The following is a 17,540-nucleotide window of genomic DNA, read 5'->3' on the forward strand; positions in this document are numbered from 1 at the left end:
CTTTCGTGTTCGCTGACGCTCAGGACTGCGCGGAGGCCATGACGGCCTCGTCGATGTCGCGGCCCTCGCGCTCGGCCTCGGCCTGGGCGAGCAGTACGCGCTTGTAGTCGCGCGGCATGACCTTGGCGATCCGGTCGAGTCCTGTGTCGCCTTCGGCCAGGAGGCGTTCGGCGACGGTCGATCCGGTTTCGGCGTGGTGGCGGGTGAGGACGTCGGTGAGGAACGTGCGGTCCTCGTCGGTGAGGGTCTCGATGTCGACCATCCCGGTGTTGACGCGCTCCTGGTCCAGGTCCAGGACGTAGGCGGTGCCTCCGGACATTCCGGCTGCGAAGTTGCGGCCGATGCGGCCGAGGATGACGGCGTTGCCGCCGGTCATGTACTCGCAGCCGTGGTCGCCGATGCCCTCGACGACGGCCAGGGCGCCGGAGTTGCGGACGCAGAAGCGTTCGCCGACGACCCCGCGCAGGAGGATCTCGCCGGAGGTGGCGCCGTAGCCGATGACGTTGCCGGCGATGATGTGGTTCTCGGCGGCCTGCTGGAAGCCGGCGTCGGGGCGCACGGTGATGCGTCCGCCGGAGAGGCCCTTGCCGACGTAGTCGTTGGCGTCGCCGGACAGGCGCAGGGTGATGCCCCTGGGTACGAACGCGCCGAAGGACTGGCCCGCGGATCCGGTGAAGGACACGTCGATGGTGTTGTCGGGCAGGCCGTCGGCGCCGTAGCGCTTGGTGACCTCGTGCCCGAGCATGGTGCCGACCGTGCGGTTGACGTTGCGTACGGGCAGTTCGAGGCTGACGGGCTGGCCGAAGTCCAGGGCACCCTCGCTGAGCTGGATGAGGGTGTTGTCCAAGGCCTTCTCCAGGCCGTGGTCCTGCTTGCGCTGCTGGAGGCGGTGGTCGTCCGTTCGGGGTTCGACCTCGTGCAGGACTGGTGACAGGTCCAGTCCCTGCGCCTTCCAGTGGGTGACGGCGTCGGCGGTGTCGAGCAGGTTGACGGCGCCGATGGCCTCGTCCAGGCTGCGGAAGCCGAGCTGGGCGAGGTATTCGCGGACTTCCTGGGCGATGAACTCGAAGAAGTTCACCACGTGGTCGGCCTGGCCGGAGTACCTCTCGCGCAGGGCGGGGTTCTGGGTGGCGACGCCGACGGGGCAGGTGTCGAGGTGGCACACGCGCATCATGACGCAGCCGGAGACGACGAGGGGTGCGGTGGCGAAGCCGTACTCCTCGGCGCCGAGCAGGGCGGCGATGACGACGTCGCGGCCGGTCTTCATCTGGCCGTCGGTCTGGACGACGATGCGGTCGCGCAGGCCGTTGAGCAGCAGGGTCTGCTGGGTTTCGGCGAGGCCGAGTTCCCAGGGGGTGCCCGCGTGCTTGAGGGAGGTCAGCGGCGAGGCGCCGGTGCCTCCGTCGTGCCCGGAGACGAGGACGACGTCGGCGTGTGCCTTGGACACGCCGGCGGCGACGGTGCCCACGCCCGCTTCCGAGACCAGTTTGACGTGAACCCGCGCGGACGGGTTGGCGTTCTTGAGGTCGTGGATGAGCTGGGCGAGGTCCTCGATGGAGTAGATGTCGTGGTGCGGCGGCGGGGAGATGAGACCGACGCCCGGGGTGGAGTGGCGGGTCTGGGCGACCCAGGGGTAGACCTTGTGTCCGGGAAGCTGGCCGCCCTCGCCGGGCTTGGCGCCCTGGGCCATCTTGATCTGGATGTCGTCGGCGTTGCTGAGGTAGTGCGAGGTGACGCCGAAGCGGCCGGAGGCGACCTGCTTGATGGCGCTGCGCCGCAGGTCCCCGTTGGCGTCGGGGGTGAAGCGGTCGGGGTCCTCGCCGCCCTCGCCGGTGTTGGACTTGCCGCCGAGGCGGTTCATCGCGATGGCGAGGGTCTGGTGGGCCTCGGCGGAGATGGAGCCGTAGGACATGGCGCCGGTGGAGAAGCGCTTGACGATCTCCGAGACGGGCTCGACCTCTTCGACGGGCACTGGTTCGCGCACGCCCTCCTTGAGGCGGAAGAGTCCGCGCAGGGTCATGAGCTTCTCGGCCTGCTCGTCGATCTTGGAGGTGTACTCCTTGAAGATGTCGTACTTGCGGGTGCGGGCGGAGTGCTGGAGCTTGAAGATGGTCTCGGGGCTGAACAGGTGCGGTTCGCCCTCGCGGCGCCACTGGTACTCGCCGCCGACCTCCAGGCGCCGGTGGGCGTTGGGGTTGGCGGTGTGGGCGCGGCGGTGACGGATGGCGACCTCTTCGGCGAGGACGTCGAAGCCGACGCCGCCCAGGCGCGAGATGGTGCCGGTGAAGCACCGGTCGATGACTTCCTGGCCCAGGCCGAGGGCTTCGAAGATCTGTGCTCCGGTGTAGGAGCTGATCGTGGACACGCCGATCTTGGACATGACCTTCAGTACGCCCTTGCTGAAGGCCTTGGCGGTGTTGCGGACGGCCTGGTCGGCGTCGATGCCGCCCAGGGTGCCGCGTTCGACCATGTCGCGGACGGTGGCCAGGGCCAGGTACGGGTTGACGGCGGAGGCGCCGTAGCCGATGAGCAGGGCGAGGTGGTGGCACTCGCGCACGTCGGCGGCCTCGACGAGGAGGCCGACCTCGGTGCGGGTCTTCTCGCGGACCAGGTGGTGGTGGACCGACCCGGTGAGCAGCAGCGAGGGGATGGGTGCGCGTGTGGCGTCGGCCCGGCGGTCGCTGAGCACGAGGATGTGGGCGCCGTCGGCGATGGCGGCCGAGACCTCGGTGTTGATCTGCTCCAGGCGTGCGGACAGGGCGTCGCCGCCGCCGCCGACGGGGTAGGTGCCGTCGACGGTGAAGCTCTTCAGCGCCGGGTTGTCGTTGCCCGCGGCGACGATGGCGGCCAGTTCGGCCTGGTCGACGACCGGGGTGGGCAGGACGAGGCGCTGGGTGTTGTTCGGGTGAGAACTGCGCCGGAGGCGTCCGTCGAGGGTGGTGGAGGACGACGGGTGGGAGTCGAGGAGGTTTCCTTCGGCGCCCAGGAGTGTGGCCAGGCTGGTGACCATCTCCTCGCGGATGGCGTCCAGGGGCGGGTTGGTGACCTGGGCGAAGTTCTGCGAGAAGTAGTCGAAGAGCTGGCGGGAGCGCTCGGAGAGCGCGGCCACCGGGGTGTCGGTGCCCATGGACCCGATGGGTTCGGCGCCGGTGCGGGCCATCGGGGTGAGGATGATGCGCAGTTCTTCCTCGGTGTAGCCGAACACCTGCTGTGCGAGGTTGAGTTCGGCGACCGGGGCGGGCTGGGCCCGGGGCAGGTCGGCCAGGCGCAGGACGCCGGAGTCGATCCACTCCTGGTAGGGGTGTTCGGCGGCGAGTTCGGCCTTGATCTCCTCGTCTTCGATGATGCGCCCTTGGGCGGTGTCGACGACGAAGATGCGGCCGGGCTGTAGGCGGCCCTTGCGCACGACGGAGGCGGGGTCGATGTCCAGGACGCCGGCTTCGCTGGCCAGGACCACGAGGCCGTCGTCGGTGACCCAGTAGCGGCCGGGGCGCAGGCCGTTGCGGTCCAGGACGGAGCCGACGACGGTGCCGTCGGTGAAGGACACCGAGGCGGGGCCGTCCCAGGGCTCCATGAGGGTGGAGTGGTACTCGTAGAAGGCCCGGACGGCCGGGTCCATCTCGGTGTGGTTCTCCCAGGGCTCGGGGATCATCATGAGCACCGCGTGTGGCAGCGAGCGCCCGCCCAGGTGGAGCAGTTCGAGGGCGTCGTCGAAGGAGGCGGTGTCGGAGTCGTCGGGGTCGACGATGGGGAAGATCCGGTCTAGACGGCCGGGGATGAGGTCGGTGGCGAGCTTGGCCTCGCGTGCCCGCATCATGTTCCGGTTGCCCTTGACGGTGTTGATCTCGCCGTTGTGCGCGACGTAGCGGTACGGGTGGGCGAGCGGCCAGGACGGGAACGTGTTGGTGGAGAAGCGGGAGTGGACCAGGGCCAGGCCGGAGGTGAAGCGCCGGTCGGACAGGTCGGGGAAGAACGGCTCCAGCTGCGGGGTGGTGAGCATGCCCTTGTAGGCGATGGTGCGCGGGGACAGGCTCGGGAAGTAGACGTCGGTCTCGTGTTCGGCGCGCTTGCGCACGCAGTAGGCGTGGCGCTCCAGGTCGATACCGGTCAGGCCTTCGGTGGCCGTGCCCTGGCGGCCGGTGATGAAGAGCTGCCCGAAGTGGGGCATGACCTGGCGGGCGGCGGGGCCGCTGTACCGGGGCTCGAAGGGCAGGTCGCGCCAGCCCAGCAGGGTCAGGCCCTCGTCGGCGACGATGGTGTTGATGCGCTCGATGGCGGTGGCGCGCTCGGTGGCGTCGGCGGGCAGGAAGCCGATACCGGTGGCGTAGGCGCCCGCCTCGGGAAGCGGGAAGTCGCAGACCTCGGTGTAGAGCTCGTGCGGGACCTGGGTGAGGATACCCGCGCCGTCTCCGTCGTCGGGGTCGGCGCCGGAGGCACCGCGGTGGTCGAGGTTGCGGAGTACGGTCAGCGCCTTCTCGACAATGGAGTGGCTACGACGTCCAGTGAGGTCGGCGACGAAGCCCACACCGCAGGCGTCGTGCTCGAAGGCGGGGTCGTACAGGCCCTGGGAAGTGGTTTCCGCGTTCGTTCGGACGGACGAACGCCGCACCTGGCCAGCAGGCATCTACCCTCCTGTCGTCTTTCGTTGGCTTCGTGAAAAGCGCATCCGGGACGACATTGGCCCTGCTGCGTGCGGATGAAGTTGTGGTGCCGCGTGTGCGGCGGTTCCCGTCGTGTGGGCTGTGCCGTGTCCGCCTCCGTTGTGCGGCCACGTCCTCGTGGCCGCCGGTGGCGGGGGTCGCCCGTAACGGGCAGGTTCCCTTATACATGCCGGTCCAGCCGCGACGGTAATCGCAGGTCTAGACCATGTGGCGCTGCGGTGCGCCGTTGGTCGCCGTTCGTGCCGCCTTCGCGGGTGCGGGCACGGCCCCTCTGGGCGGGTCCCGAGGAGGGCTGGCCTAGCCGGTTTTTCCACAAGGGAGTCCCGCTAAACCTCCCGAGGTGGCGGAGCGCCGACCGCGGGGGTCGGAGTCCTCACTCCGGGCATGCGGGTGTGGTGCACCGCTTCCTCACATTACCCCGGTGTTAACCGTGCTCCCAAGGGGGACGGGAGTCCATTGTGGAGTGATCTGCCCCTCATCGGTGGTGAACCTTCCGACCTGCGTGTTGTCCGCCGACAGGCACCCCGCCGCGCGTGGGACGATCAGCACATGCACCCGATTCCTCCGGGCGAGAGCGCCCCTCCCCTTCCCGAGCCCGCGTTCCGGCTGCTGCGCGACCATGGTGTGGACGCGCCCCGGCTGCGCCGTGTGCTGGCGCTGCTCTCGGACGGCCGTTGGTGGGGCGCGGGCGATCTGGTGCGGGACAGTGGCGTGGCGCACACGCTCGTGTCCGCTCTGGTCGGGAGCCTGCTGGAGGCCGGTGAGGTGGTCGCCGAGACCGGCGGCGGACAGGGCCGTGTGCGTTTGGCCCGTCCCATGGACTACGCCGGTGCGGCCGCCGCCGAGGAACTGGCCGACCCGGTGGCCCACCTGCTCCCCCAGCACACCCGGGCCATGGCCGAACTGGTGCGCGCCATGACCGAGGGACCCGCCTCCGACCTGGACCTGGACCACGTGTCCGCGACCGCCGAGACGGCGCTGCGCCGCGCTCTGCTGTTGTCCACCCGTTTCGACCTGCGTGACCGCACCCTGCTGTGCGTGGGCGACCACGACCTGACCTCGATCGCGCTGGCCCTGGTCTGTCCGGGGACCCGGGCGGAGGTGGTGGACATCGACGAGCGTGTGATGGCCCACATCGACGCCCTGGCCGCCTCCCTGGGGGTGCCGGTGCGTACCCACGCCGCTGATCTGCGCCTGGGCCTGCCGTCCGCTGTGCGCGGCTGCGCGGACGTGGTGTTCACCGATCCGCCCTACACCCCGGACGGGGTGGAGTTGTTCGTGCGACGTGGTGTGGAGGGGATGGCCGACCCGCGTCGGGGCCGTGTGCTGGTGGCCTACGGCGCCAGCGAGACCACCCCGAGGCTGGCCGCGGCCACCCAGGCGCGGCTGACTCGGATGGACGTGCTGATGGAGGCGGTGTGGCCGGACTTCAACCGCTACCACGGGGCCGAGTCGATCGGTGCCGCCTCGGATCTGTATGTGTTGCGGCCTCTGTCGCGCACCCTGCCCGGGTCTTCGGGGGAGGCCGCGCGCGTGTACAGCCAGGGGAGCAACGCCAAGGAGGCCCGGGGCGGTCTGGACGCGGACCGGGCCCGCGCCGTGCTCGACCGGGTGGTCGAGGAGGCCGGTGAGGGGCGGGAGCCCACGTTGGTGGGCGAGTGGCCGCGGCAGGTGGCGGAGTCGGGCCGGGTGCGCCTGTCCACGTGGATGGACGCGCCCACCAGCGACAGCGGGTGCTCGGTGGTCAATCTCACTGGCGGGTGGGAGCGGCTGGCGGCGCGCACCGCGCTGGCGGCCACCGGGGACACGGTGTACGTACTGGTGCCCTCGTCGGCGGGGTGTGTGCGCGATGAGGCGGGCCAGCGGGGGTTGCGTGCCCTGGTGGAGCCGCGTTTCCGTGTGCGGTTCCTGCGCGGGTTCGGTGCGAACGACCTGACGGCGGTGCGGCTGACCCGGCGCCCGGAGCCGGACTCGGCGGTGGAGAGGCTGTTGGTCCACGTACAGGAGCGGGCGCACGGCAAGCTCACGACGACTCTGCGGACCGGGCTGGTGGAGGTCGCGGCGCGGCGGGAGAGCCCCATCAACAAGCGCACCGCGCGTCATGCGGTGGCCGCGGCTCCGCGGTGGGTGTGCGGGAACACCTTGTTGGACCTGCCCGAGCACCGTTTCGGTGAGCTGCGGGATGTGGCCGCCGATCTCATCGCCAGAGCGCAGGCACCGGTCTAGCGCGGTGACCGGGCAAGAGCATCGCCGTCGGGCGTCGGGGGAACACGGAAAGAGGGCCCGGAGGAGGAGTCCTCAGGGCCCTCTGAGGGCGAACGCGTGTCAGCCGGTGCCGGCGGCGCCGCCCGTGCCGGTCTCCCCGGTGCCGGTACCGCCCGTGCCGGTACCGCCGGTGTCCGTCTCCCCAGTGCCGGTGCCGCCCTCCCCCGTGGTGTCCCCGGATCCGGCGTCGGAGTCGTCGAGCTGCACCATCCGCCGGTAGAGCGGATCGCGGAAGTTCGCCAGTGCCACGAGCGGGCTGGAGAGGCTGACCCGCTCCTCCACCGACTCCGAGTCGGTGGGCTGGACCCACACCAGGACCAGGTAGTGGCCGCTGACGATGGCGTCGCTGGCGCTGTAGCCCTGTCCCAGGCGGTCGAAGGGAGCAGCGCCCGAGGGAGCGAGCACGAAGCCGGTCTCGGGACCCGCGGTCTCCTGTCCCTCCTCGTCCTCGGGTTCGGCCAGGGCGGCGGCGACGGCACGGCTGCCCTCGGTGTCAGCCAGGTTGAACACGGCCGAGACACCGAAGTAGCCGTCGGAGACGTAGGTGGCGCGCCCGGCCTGGGTGCAGTCGGCCTCGGCCAGCGCGGCCCGGGCCGACTCGCCCCACACGGCGGCGGCGCAGTCATCGGTCAGCTCCGAGTCGCGCAGCGTGAATTCGATGCTCTGGCTGGAGATCTCGGCGTTGCGGCTCTCGAAGAGCTCGCCCTCGTTGAGGGGGCGGCCGTCGGCCTCGCGGGTGGCCAGGGTCTCGTTCATGCCGCCGCCGTCGATCACCCGGTACATGACCGGACGGGTCTGTCGGGCGGCCTGCCCGGTGTCCTCGTCCTCGCCGAGCTGTACGTACAGCACCGCGCCGAGGGCGATCAGCGCCACGATGAGCGCTCCGGCCAGGACCGCGATCAGGGAGCGCTTGGGCTCCTTCTTCCGGCGGCCGCCGGTCCGGCGGCGCCCGCTCGTCCGGGAGGAGCGTTCCGCGGACGCGTCGTCGGACTCACTGCTCTTCCTCCGACGTCCCGCGGGTCCGGACGCCGACGGTTCAGAAGGGGACACCCAGTGGACCTTTCCTAGGATGCGGTCCGGCCCACCTGCGTGGACCGGACCGGTCGTTTTCGGCAGACCGGCCTCTCGCCGTGCCTGGTACGGCCCTGTGGGCGGGCCGGTCTGTCCGAGATCCTATCGGGGCGTCCGACAAGGCGGGACAGGCTACTCCGCGCTCTGCTCCGCCGCCTGTTCCACCGAGACGACCTCTTCGTAGACGTAGCGCGCCGCGTTCATGGAGGCCACGCTCAGGGTCGCCATGTCCGTGTTGTCGCCGGGCTGGGAGCCGTCGGTGTCGGCCACCCAGAACACGGCCAGGTAGTGGCCCATGACCTGGGAGTTGGCCTGGCTGTAGCCGTCCTGTAGGCCGGGGACCTCGTCGCCGGTCTGGGTCAGCAGGAACCCGGCGCCGCTCTCGGCGTTGGTCGGGTCCAGCGCCCGCTCGACCTCGGCGGCCTCCTCGGCGTTGGCCAGGTCGAACAGGGTGTACTGCGCGACGTGCTGCTCGTTGGCGTCGGTGTACACGCCCGAGGCCGCCTGGGTGCAGTTGGCGTCGATGAGGCTCTGCCCCAGTTCCTCGCCCCACACCAGGGAGGTGCAGGAGTCGGTGATCGAGCCCTGGCGCAGCTCCAGCTCCATGTCGTCCAGCCCGATCTCGTTGACCGCGCCGAACACGGCGTCCTCGGTCATCGGCTCGGCGCCCTCGGGCCGCTCGTTGATGGGGCCGAACGTGTCCTCGCGGTTGGGCTCGGACAGGTACATCTCCGGAGTGAGGGTGCTGTGCCCGTCCGGCGGTGCCACGACCGAGTCCTCACCATCCGCGGTGCTGCCGCCGGGAGCGGCGAAGAGCTGGTAGGACAGTAGGCCCAGCAGGGACACCAGGGCGAGGCTGAACGCTCCGAGCAGCACGCCCAGCACGGCGGTACCGCGCTTGCGCTTGCTCTGCTCGGCGAGGGTGTACACGATCTGGTTGGGCCGGTCGCCCAGGACCGACACCCTCTTGATGGCGGAGGCCGAGAAGGCCGAGACCTTGTCCATCCCGGCGCGCCCGTTGCCGGAGGCCCTGCGGCGGGAAGCGCCGGCGGCACGGTTTCCGCGGCCCCTGCTCCTGCGGCGCGAGGAGCGGCCGGTGCCCTCGGCCCCGGTCTGCTCCTCGTCGAAGGCGTCGTCACGGTCGCCGACGTAGGCGTCGTCACGGTCGCCGGGGTCGGCGGGGCGGGTGTGTCCGTACTCCGCGGAGAAGTCCTCCTCGGGGTCGTACCCGTCCTGGTGCTCGTCCCGGCCGTAGTCGTCGGCGTGGTCCTCGGTGTAGGTGCGCTCGTCGCGGCGTGTACCGCCGCGACGGCCCGCGCGGCCGTACCCGGACTCAGCTCTGCTCACGGTCTTTCTCAATCGTCAACCCGTGGTCTGCTCGGAAGGTGACAGGGGGCGCCCAGATCCGTGTCCGGACACGGCCGGTTCACGGGGCTTTCCTGTGGCTACTCGGGCTTCTCCCCGGGATCGGTGCCCTCTTCGGCTTCCCGCTCGGTCGAGCCCTCGCTATTAGATCGCTCAGGGCTCGGGTGGTATTCCGTCCCCGCCCCCTCCGAACTGGTGCTGGACGTCCCAACCCGCGATTCCTCGCTGTCCAGAGCGCTGTAAACCGTGCTGTCGTCGGTGGTTCCGCTGTCGGATGTGGGGCCGAACACCTGGGTCCCGGCGTCGTGGCCGTGGGGGACGACGGAGCTGGAGAAGGAGTCCATGCGGCGGCCCGCCCACAGGAAGTAGGCCAGCGCGGCGAGGAGGACCAGGATGGAGGTCCAGTTGTTCAGGCGCATGCCGAAGAAGTCGTTGGCCGGGTCCACGCGCAGGTACTCGATCCAGAACCGGCCGACGCAGTAGCCCATGACGTAGAGGGCGAACAGGCGCCCGCCCTGGAGGGCGTTCTCGTAGCGGCGGCCGGCCCAGACCAGCAGCACCGTCAGGAGCAGGCACCACAGCGACTCGTAGAGGAAGGTGGGGTGGTAGGTGCTGACGCCGAGTTCCATGCCGGGGCGCAGGTGCCCCTCGGGGTAGGGCGTGATCTCCACGGCCCAGGGCAGGTCGGTGGGCCGCCCGAACAGTTCCTGGTTGAAGTAGTTGCCCCAACGGCCGAGGGCCTGGGCCAGGGGGAGGGTGGGGGCGATGGCGAAGGAGAGCTTGGACATGGACAGGCCGCGCTTGCGCGCCACCAGCCACACGCCCAGGGCGCCCATGGGGACGGCGCCCCAGATGCCGAGGCCGCCCTCCCACACGTACAGGGCGCGGATGGGTTCGCGGCCCTCGCCGAAGTACAGCTGGGCGTCGCTGATGACGTGGTAGAGACGGCCGCCGACCAGGCCCAGGACCACGGCCCACACGGCCATGTCCATGATGGTGCCCTTCTCACCTCCCATGGCGGCCCACCTGCGCTCGCTCCACAGCACCGCGACGATGACCCCGGCGAGGATGCACAGGGCGTAGAAGTGGATTTGCAGCGGCCCGATCGGGATGGAGTTGACCTGGGGGCTGGGGATGGCCGCGAGGGCACGGCCGAACTCGACCGCGCCCTCGGAAGCTGTCGACGACAATGTCACTGGTCTGCTCTCGGGTTCGCCCCGCGTGCGGGGGTGTCTTCAGGGTGCTACTCCGCGCCACCCCCGTCGCCCATGGGCTGGGTGTCGACCTCGCCGGGTTCCGCTGAGGCGATCGCCTCGTTGAGGCCCTGGGCGGTCATGGAGGTGTTGTTGTCGAGCAACTCGCCGTTGACGTAGACGGAGGGAGTCGCCCGGAACGCGTTGTCTCCGCTGTAGCGAGTGTAGGCGTTCCCGGTGGCCTCGATGATCTGGCCCGTGTAGGTGCCCTCCAGGAACGAGGGGTCGTGGCCGTGGTCGGCACCCCAGGCGAGAAGGTCGGACAGGACCATGGTGCCCATGTTCTCCTCGCCGATCTGCTCCACGGCGTCCTCGGTCAGAGCGGGGAAGAACTCCCCGGTGAACTCGGTGACCACGGCGTCCTCCTCGTCCACGCGCTGGTTGAACTGCTCCTGCTGCTCGTCGGAGGGGTCGGTGTCGCCGAACCACTCCTTGAGGTCGTCTGGGGTGAAGCCCTCCTCGCCCTCGGTCGGCTGGTTCTCGAAGAGGATGTCGTTGTACTGGACGAAGCGGCCGTGGTCGGCGGCGGCGCGGGCGGCGGCCCCACCGCGCAGCGAGTTGCTGCTGATCGGCGCGGGCCGTTCGGCGAAGATGCTCACCGGCCGGTAGTGGACGATGGCCCGGCCCTCGGCGGCGTTCTCCTTGAGGACGTCGCCGTTGAGCAGCTCGAACTGGCGGCAGGCGGGGCACTGGTAGTCGGCGTAGACCTCGACGACGGGTGCCTGGGCCCCCTCCTGGGCCATGACGACGCTGCCGTCCTCCTGTAGGACCCGCGGTGCCAGGGCGCCCTCGTACTCGGCGCTCCTGCGGTCGGCGTTGAACACGAGGTAGCCGATGCCGACGATGAGCAGGACCACCGCGGCGGCGCCGCCGACGACGAGGAGGGTCTTGTTGCGTTTGGCCGCCCGCTTCTCCTTCTCCCTCTGTTCCCTGATCCTCTCGCGGGAGCGCTTGCGCGCTTCACTCCCCATGCTTTCCCCTGTTTCTGGTGCTGGATACGGTCGGCCGGTGGGTGGGTTGTGCCGGGGTCACCGGAACAGGCCGATGGCGCGGTCGATGGCGAAGGGTGAACGGGGCCACACCGCGATGAGGGCGCCCATGGCCGCGAAGGCGATGTCGCGGGCGATGGAGAGTCCGTACGTGGTCTCCCCCGGTTCGACCTGACCGCCTCCGCCGAAGCAGCCGCAGTCGATGTTCAGTCCCCGGGCCATGGCCGAGACGACCCCGGCGATGAAGACGACCATGAGCAGTGCGCTGACGGCCCCGACGTAGCGGGTGGCGAGTCCGACCAGGAGCAGGACGGCCAGGGCGAGTTCGAACAGGGGGAGGGTGTAGCCGATGAGCCGGGCGATCTCCACGGGGAAGAGGTCGTAGGCCTCGACCGCCTGGACGGACAGGGCCGGGGGGAGTTTGGAGACGGCGGCGTAGACGAGGACGGCGGCCAGTCCGACCCGGCAGGCGAGGGTGAGCCAGGGTTGGACGGTGGCCCAACGCGATCCGTGTGCGGGACCAGGGGCGGGGGCGGAGATCTGGTCGGGTGTGTCCATTGCGTGTGCCTTCGGGGCCTAGGGGCAGAGTGTCGCTTTCGGTGTTCACTCGATAGCTCTACGTGTCGCGTCAGATCCTACTGGTTGTAGTGAGTAGGTGACGCTGGGCCCTGGATCCGAGGCGAAGCGGTCGGTGCCCCCGGACGGCGGGCACCTCCATCACACCACCGGACGTCCCGGCGCGGAGGCTTGGCTTGCCGGCGGCCCTGGAGACGACCTCTCACCCGATTCTCACCCTTCTAACCGTGCCTTTGCCCGCCGTGGCCACGAACAGGGGAAGGCGGTGGAGGCGACACGGCGGGAGGCCGCTCCCCGTTGGGGAACGGCCTCCCGCCGGTGCCGGGGTGCAGTGGCGCCCCTCTGGGCTCAGCCGCGGCCCGAGCGCACCCCCGCCGCCAGTTCCTCGGCGAAGGAGCGGACCGCGATGATCCCGGTCTCCAGGTCCGGCGCGTCCAGGACCCGCTGGCAGAACCCGGCCCCGACGATCACCCCGTCGGCGTAGGCGGCGACCTCGGCGGCCTGGGCGGCCGTGGAGATGCCCAGGCCCACACAGATCGGCAGATCGGAGTCGCGGGTCACCTCCCGGGTGCGCCGCACCAGATCGGCCGCGGTGTCGGCGACCTGGGTACGTGTGCCGGTCACGCCCATCAGCGAGGCCGCGTACACGAAGCCGCTGCATGCCCCGGTGGTCAGGGCCAACCGCTGGTCGGTGGAGGAGGGCGCGACCAGGAAGACCCGGTCCAGTCCGGATGCGGTGGAGGCGGCGACCCACTCGTCGGCCTCCTCGGGGATGAGGTCGGGGGTGATCGCCCCGGCCCCGCCCGCCTTGGCCAGGCCGGCGGTGAAGCGTTCCACGCCGTAGCGCTCGATCGGGTTCCAGTAGGACATGACCACGGCTGCGGCACCGGTGGCGGCGGTGGCCTCGACCACGCGGAACACGTCGTCGGTGGTGGTTCCGGCCGCCAGGGCCCGGTCCGCGGCGCGCTGGATGGTGGGGCCGTCCATCATGGGGTCGGAGTAGGGCAGGCCGACCTCGATGACGTCGCATCCCCCCTCCACCATGGCCTCGATGACCTTGATCGAGGACTCCACGTCGGGGAACCCGGCGGGCAGGTAGCCGATCAGCGCGGCCCGCCCGGCCCGGCGGGCGTCGGCGATCCTGGTTTGCAGTGCGGTAGCGGTCATCACGCCTGTCCCTCCGAGTCCACGAGGCCGAAGTAGGCGGCCGCGGTGTCAACGTCCTTGTCTCCGCGCCCGGAGAGGTTCACCAGGATGACGGAGTCCGGGCCGAGGCGCTCGCCGAGTTTGCGGGCGCCCGCCAGGGCGTGCGCGCTCTCGATCGCCGGGATGATGCCCTCGGTGCGGCACAGCAGCCGGAAGGCCTCCATGGCCTCGGCGTCGGTGACCGGCTCGTAGGTGGCGCGGCCGGTGTCGGCGAGGTGGGCGTGTTCGGGCCCCACCGCCGGGTAGTCGAGTCCGGCGGAGATGGAGTGGCTGGGCAGGGTCTGCCCGTACTCGTCCTGGAGCACGAAGGTGCGCGCCCCGTGGAAGACGCCGGGGCTGCCCGCGGTGATGGAGGCTGCGGTACGGGAGGTCCGGGCGCCCTCTCCTCCGGCTTCGAAGCCGTACAGGGCCACCTCCTCGTCGGGGATGAAGGCCGCGAAGACCGCCATGGCGTTGGAGCCGCCGCCCACGCACGCGGCCACCGCGTCGGGCAGCCTGCCGATGCGCTCCAGGACCTGTTCGCGGGCCTCGGCGCCGACGACGAAGTGCAGGTCGCGCACCAGTTTGGGGAAGGGGTGCGGGCCTGCGACGGTACCGAAAAGGTAGTGGGTGCGGTCGACGTTGGCGACCCAGTCGCGGAACGCCTCGTTGATGGCGTCCTTGAGGGTGCGGCTGCCGATGGTGACGGGGACGACCTCGGCGCCGAGCATGCGCATACGGGCGACGTTGAGCGCCTGGCGGCGGGTGTCCTCCTCGCCCATGTAGATCACGCAGTCCAGGCCGAGCAGGGCGCAGGCGGTGGCGGTGGCCACGCCGTGCTGTCCGGCGCCGGTCTCAGCGATGACGCGGGTCTTGCCCATGCGTTTGGTGAGCAGGGCCTGGCCGAGCACGTTGTTGATCTTGTGTGAGCCGGTGTGGTTGAGGTCCTCGCGTTTGAGCAGGACGCGGGCGCCGCCGCAGTGCTCGGAGAAGTTGCGGGCCTCGCTCAGGGCGCTGGGGCGCCCGGTGTAGTCCTTGAGCAGTTCGGCGAGCTCGGCCTGGTACTGGGGGTCCTGCTTGGCCTTCTCCCACTCGGAGGCGACCTCGTCGAGAGCGGCGATGAGTGCCTCGGGTGCGAAGCGGCCGCCGAAGCGGCCGTAGTGCCCGTGCGGGTCGGGCAGTGGTTGGTCGTGGCTCATGGGAGTTCTCCTGGAAGGGCCGACCGCGGGACTCCCCCGGACCTTGCGCCGCGGGGTCCGCGCGCCGACCGGCTGTGCGCCGCCTGGCTCCGGCGGCGCGTTCGTGCTGTGGGTCAACGCGGCCTCGGGAGCCCGCGGCTCACGTTCGCGGGCTCCCTAGAGCCATCGCCATCGGCGTCTGAGGTGCTGTGTCTTCGTTCCCATCGGGCTGCCCCTAGTTACGGTCCCGCAGAGCGGGGTGGGCTCCGGCGGTCACCAGGTCGGCGACGGCCTCGCGCGGGTTCCCGCCGCGGACGAGGCTCTCGCCGACCAGGACGGCGCCGGCGCCGGCGCCGGCGTAGGCCAGCAGGTCGTGCGGGCCGCGTACTCCGGACTCGGCGATCTTGACGACGTCGGAGGGGATGAGCGGGGCGAGCCGGGAGAAGGTGTCCCGGTCCACCTCCAGGGTCTTGAGGTCGCGCGCGTTGACGCCGATGACGGTGGCCCCGGCGTCCAGGGCGCGGGAGATCTCCTCCTCGTCGTGGACCTCCACCAGGGGCATCAGGTCCAGCGAGCGGGCCCGCTCGACCAGGGACACCAGGGCCTCCTGGGGTAGGGCAGCGACGATCAGGAGAACGGCGGAGGCGCCGAAGACGCGGGCTTCCCACAGCTGGTAGGAGCTGACCACGAAGTCCTTGCGCAGCAGCGGGGTCTCGACCGCCTGGTGGACGTCCTGTAGGTCGGCGAGGCTGCCGCTGAAGCGGCGCTGCTCGGTGAGGACGCTGATCAGGGTGGCGCCGCCGGCCTCGTAGTCGCGGGCCAGGGCCGCGGGGTCGGCGATGGCCGCGAGGGGGCCCTTGGAAGGGCTGGACCGCTTGACCTCAGCGATGACGTGCACGCCGGGGCGCCGCAGGGCGGCTTCGGCGTCCTGCGGAGTGGGCACCGCTCCGGCCTGGGCCTTGAGGCGGTCCAGGGGGAGGTCCTCCTGCCGCTGCGCCAGGTCAGCGCGTACTCCGTCGAGGATCTCGTCGAGCACGCTCACCAGTTACTGCTCCCTCGTGAAAGTGGGCCGGTCGCGGGGTGGCCCCTGGGGCGGGCCCGCGATCGTGCGGCGGGACCGGACACCGCCGCCGCACCGTGTCGCTGGTCATCGTATCCACCCGTCGGGACCGCGGAGCCGCCGCCCCCGCGTGACACTCCGTGGGGAACGGAGGACGCGGAGGGAAAGGGAGCGCTTCGTCCCGGTTCGCGGGGCGGGGCCAGGGTCAATGGGTGGTGGTCTCCACGGCGGTGGCGGTCATCCCGAAGACGAACATCAGGAGGAAGAACCCCAAGTAGAGCACGAGGAAGGCGGCGCCGATGATGAAGAGCACCAGGCTGATGATGCCCATGGTCTTGGCGACCTGGGCCGAGGACTCGGCGCTCAGGTAGTCCCCCATGTGCCACTTGCTGGTGACCTGGAGGGAGAAGACCAGGCCGATGACGCCGATGACCGGCATGCAGCTGAGGATGCCGAGGATGTTGTGCACGAGGTAGGTCTTGGGCGGCTCCCCGGACGGCGGACCGCCGTATCCGGGCGGGCCGCCGTAGCCGCCGGGGGGGCCGTAACCGCCGGCGGGCGGGGGTCCGTAGCTCATGTGGTCACACCTTCCGGGACGTGGTGCCTCTTCGTCTCACGCTAGATCCGCGCTCGACTGGTCAGACTTGGCGGAGCCCTTTCTGGTTCCGGCTACCAGCCCGGGAACAGCGGGACGCCGGGTGCCAGGAAGGAGAACCAGGGCAGGTTGCGCAGGACCCAGTGCCCGGTGATGACGATGAGGAGTCCCCACAGGAACCAGCCCGGTGTGAGCTTGGGCGGTTTCGTGGGCGGCCGGACCGTCCGGACCAGCCAGAGCGTGTAGGTCACCGCGACGTAGGGCAGCAGCAGCCACGCCAGGGGGTTCATGCTGATGGAGCCGAGGACGTCGCCGTGGGTGAGCAGAGCGATCGCGCGCATGCTGCCGCATCCGGGGCAGAAGGTGCCGGTGAGCAGCAGCCAGGGACATGTGGGGTAGTTGCCGGGCTCGTTGGGGTCCACGAAGTGGAGGAGGGTGGCTCCGAGAAGCCCGAGGGCGCCCAGCCCCGCGGGCCACACGACCGGGGGTAGTGCCTGGAGCCGCTGTTCGAGGCGTTTGGTCCGCGAGGGGGCGGCGGGTGCCTCGGGCCGAACGCTCTCAGGGGGTTCGCTTGGGTGCACGGGACCAGCCTACGGGGTCGGGGGACGAACAGGGTTCTGCCCCCGAACGCCAGGCGTTCGGGGGCAGACGAAGCACGGTGGGGCCGGGCCCTACCGGTTGTCTCTAGCCCGTGGTGGTGGAGGGAGGGGCGCTGGCCGCGGCGCCGAGTCCGATGAGGAAAAGCAGGACGTAGAAGCCGATGACGAGCACCCACAGGATACCGCCGCAGATGAAGGCGATCTTGGTCCACTTCTTGGCCTGGGCCTGGGCCTCCATGGCGCCGGCCTGGTCACCGCGGTTCCACAGGTCGTTGACCTTGGTGGCGCTGACGATGCCGGGGATGGCGAAGGGCCAGCAGCAGAAGATGGCGACGATGGCCCAGACCAGGCCGTTGTCCGGCGGAGGGCCGCTGGGCACGCCGCCGTAGCCGCCACCGGGAGGACCGTAACCGCCGCTGGGCGGGCCGTAGCCGCCACCGGGCGGGCCGTAACCGCCGCCGGGGGGCGGCGGGCCGGGGTTGCCTGGGGGCGGGGGACCATAACTCATACTCGGTACAACTTTCAGAAAGCGAACAAGGGGTTTGTGAGGCGCACCGGCGGCACGCCGGTCCAACATGGGACAGGGTTGGATCACCGGATCGCACACGCCGCGGGAAGGAACGAATAATGCCAGGTCGGGGGGACTCCCGCCGAACACAACCAACGCGACCGTCAGGACCGGTGGGGTGAATCTACCCGTCTTATGGGACCTTCGTCCATTTCCTACCGCTCACTCGCCATAA

At 70.5% G+C, this 17,540-nt stretch carries 13 protein-coding genes; 1 reads left to right on the top strand and 12 read right to left on the bottom strand.

The genetic code is table 11. From position 1 onward, the window contains the following. Positions 1–19: 19 nt before the first annotated feature. Positions 20–4,624, bottom strand: a complete 4,605-nt coding sequence (gene gltB, locus AC0T5L_RS19320; protein WP_476166847.1) for a glutamate synthase large subunit — start codon at positions 4,622–4,624, stop codon at positions 20–22. Positions 4,625–5,210: 586 nt separating this feature from the next. On the opposite strand from gltB, the gene AC0T5L_RS19325 reads away from it, so the two are divergent. Then, a complete protein-coding gene (locus AC0T5L_RS19325) occupies positions 5,211–6,887 on the top strand; it encodes a bis-aminopropyl spermidine synthase family protein (RefSeq protein WP_476166848.1) in 1,677 nt (558 codons plus the stop codon). Positions 6,888–6,986: 99 nt separating this feature from the next. Here AC0T5L_RS19325 and AC0T5L_RS19330 read toward each other — a convergent pair whose 3' ends face one another. The 11 genes from AC0T5L_RS19330 to AC0T5L_RS19380 form a co-directional block, all read right to left on the bottom strand. Then, positions 6,987–7,976 carry a hypothetical protein gene (locus AC0T5L_RS19330; protein ID WP_476166849.1) on the bottom strand — a complete coding sequence of 330 codons (990 nt, stop codon included), beginning with the start codon at positions 7,974–7,976 and terminating at the stop codon, positions 6,987–6,989. Between the two features lie 153 nt (positions 7,977–8,129). After that, the gene (locus AC0T5L_RS19335; protein ID WP_476166850.1) at positions 8,130–9,344 is read right to left on the bottom strand and encodes a hypothetical protein; all 1,215 of its coding nucleotides are present in this window, start codon (positions 9,342–9,344) and stop codon (positions 8,130–8,132) included. Positions 9,345–9,442: 98 nt separating this feature from the next. Further along, on the bottom strand, positions 9,443–10,552 hold the full coding sequence (lgt, locus tag AC0T5L_RS19340) for a prolipoprotein diacylglyceryl transferase (protein WP_476166851.1): 1,110 nt from the start codon (positions 10,550–10,552) through the stop codon (positions 9,443–9,445). 53 nt (positions 10,553–10,605) lie between these two features. Beyond that, entirely contained in the window at positions 10,606–11,586 is a 981-nt protein-coding gene (locus AC0T5L_RS19345; RefSeq protein WP_476166852.1) for a DsbA family protein, read from the bottom strand. A 57-nt stretch (positions 11,587–11,643) separates the two neighbouring features. Next, entirely contained in the window at positions 11,644–12,162 is a 519-nt protein-coding gene (locus AC0T5L_RS19350; protein WP_476166853.1) for a MauE/DoxX family redox-associated membrane protein, read from the bottom strand. Between the two features lie 366 nt (positions 12,163–12,528). Then, complete coding sequence (gene trpA, locus AC0T5L_RS19355) at positions 12,529–13,347, bottom strand: tryptophan synthase subunit alpha (protein ID WP_476166854.1); 819 nt, start codon at positions 13,345–13,347, stop codon at positions 12,529–12,531. Next, on the bottom strand, positions 13,347–14,564 hold the full coding sequence (gene trpB / locus AC0T5L_RS19360) for a tryptophan synthase subunit beta (RefSeq protein ID WP_476166855.1): 1,218 nt from the start codon (positions 14,562–14,564) through the stop codon (positions 13,347–13,349). The genes trpA and trpB overlap by 1 nt, the downstream gene beginning before the upstream one ends. Before the next feature lie 214 nt (positions 14,565–14,778). Next, positions 14,779–15,585: an indole-3-glycerol phosphate synthase TrpC gene (trpC, locus tag AC0T5L_RS19365; protein WP_476166856.1), complete on the bottom strand. Its 807-nt coding sequence runs from the start codon at positions 15,583–15,585 to the stop codon at positions 14,779–14,781. Positions 15,586–15,808: 223 nt separating this feature from the next. Continuing rightward, positions 15,809–16,180 carry a CD225/dispanin family protein gene (locus AC0T5L_RS19370; protein WP_476166857.1) on the bottom strand — a complete coding sequence of 124 codons (372 nt, stop codon included), beginning with the start codon at positions 16,178–16,180 and terminating at the stop codon, positions 15,809–15,811. Positions 16,181–16,272: 92 nt separating this feature from the next. Beyond that, positions 16,273–16,779, bottom strand: a complete 507-nt coding sequence (locus AC0T5L_RS19375) for a DUF2752 domain-containing protein (protein ID WP_476166858.1) — start codon at positions 16,777–16,779, stop codon at positions 16,273–16,275. A 103-nt stretch (positions 16,780–16,882) separates the two neighbouring features. Then, positions 16,883–17,305, bottom strand: a complete 423-nt coding sequence (locus AC0T5L_RS19380; RefSeq protein WP_476166859.1) for a CD225/dispanin family protein — start codon at positions 17,303–17,305, stop codon at positions 16,883–16,885. Between the last annotated feature and the right edge of the window lie 235 nt (positions 17,306–17,540).

The organism is Nocardiopsis sp. TRM 82005, from assembly GCF_056312425.1.

What these genes read in the sequence shown, in the direction of transcription:
- AC0T5L_RS19370 (WP_476166857.1), bottom strand. Translation starts at nt 16,180, where the DNA reads ATGAGCTACGGACCCCCGCCCGCCGGCGGTTACGGCCCCCCCGGCGGC.
- trpB (WP_476166855.1), bottom strand. Translation starts at nt 14,564, where the DNA reads ATGAGCCACGACCAACCACTGCCCGACCCGCACGGGCACTACGGCCGC.
- AC0T5L_RS19345 (WP_476166852.1), bottom strand. Translation starts at nt 11,586, where the DNA reads ATGGGGAGTGAAGCGCGCAAGCGCTCCCGCGAGAGGATCAGGGAACAG.
- gltB (WP_476166847.1), bottom strand. Translation starts at nt 4,624, where the DNA reads ATGCCTGCTGGCCAGGTGCGGCGTTCGTCCGTCCGAACGAACGCGGAA.
- AC0T5L_RS19350 (WP_476166853.1), bottom strand. Translation starts at nt 12,162, where the DNA reads ATGGACACACCCGACCAGATCTCCGCCCCCGCCCCTGGTCCCGCACAC.
- AC0T5L_RS19380 (WP_476166859.1), bottom strand. Translation starts at nt 17,305, where the DNA reads ATGAGTTATGGTCCCCCGCCCCCAGGCAACCCCGGCCCGCCGCCCCCC.
- AC0T5L_RS19325 (WP_476166848.1), top strand. Translation starts at nt 5,211, where the DNA reads ATGCACCCGATTCCTCCGGGCGAGAGCGCCCCTCCCCTTCCCGAGCCC.
- trpA (WP_476166854.1), bottom strand. Translation starts at nt 13,347, where the DNA reads ATGACCGCTACCGCACTGCAAACCAGGATCGCCGACGCCCGCCGGGCC.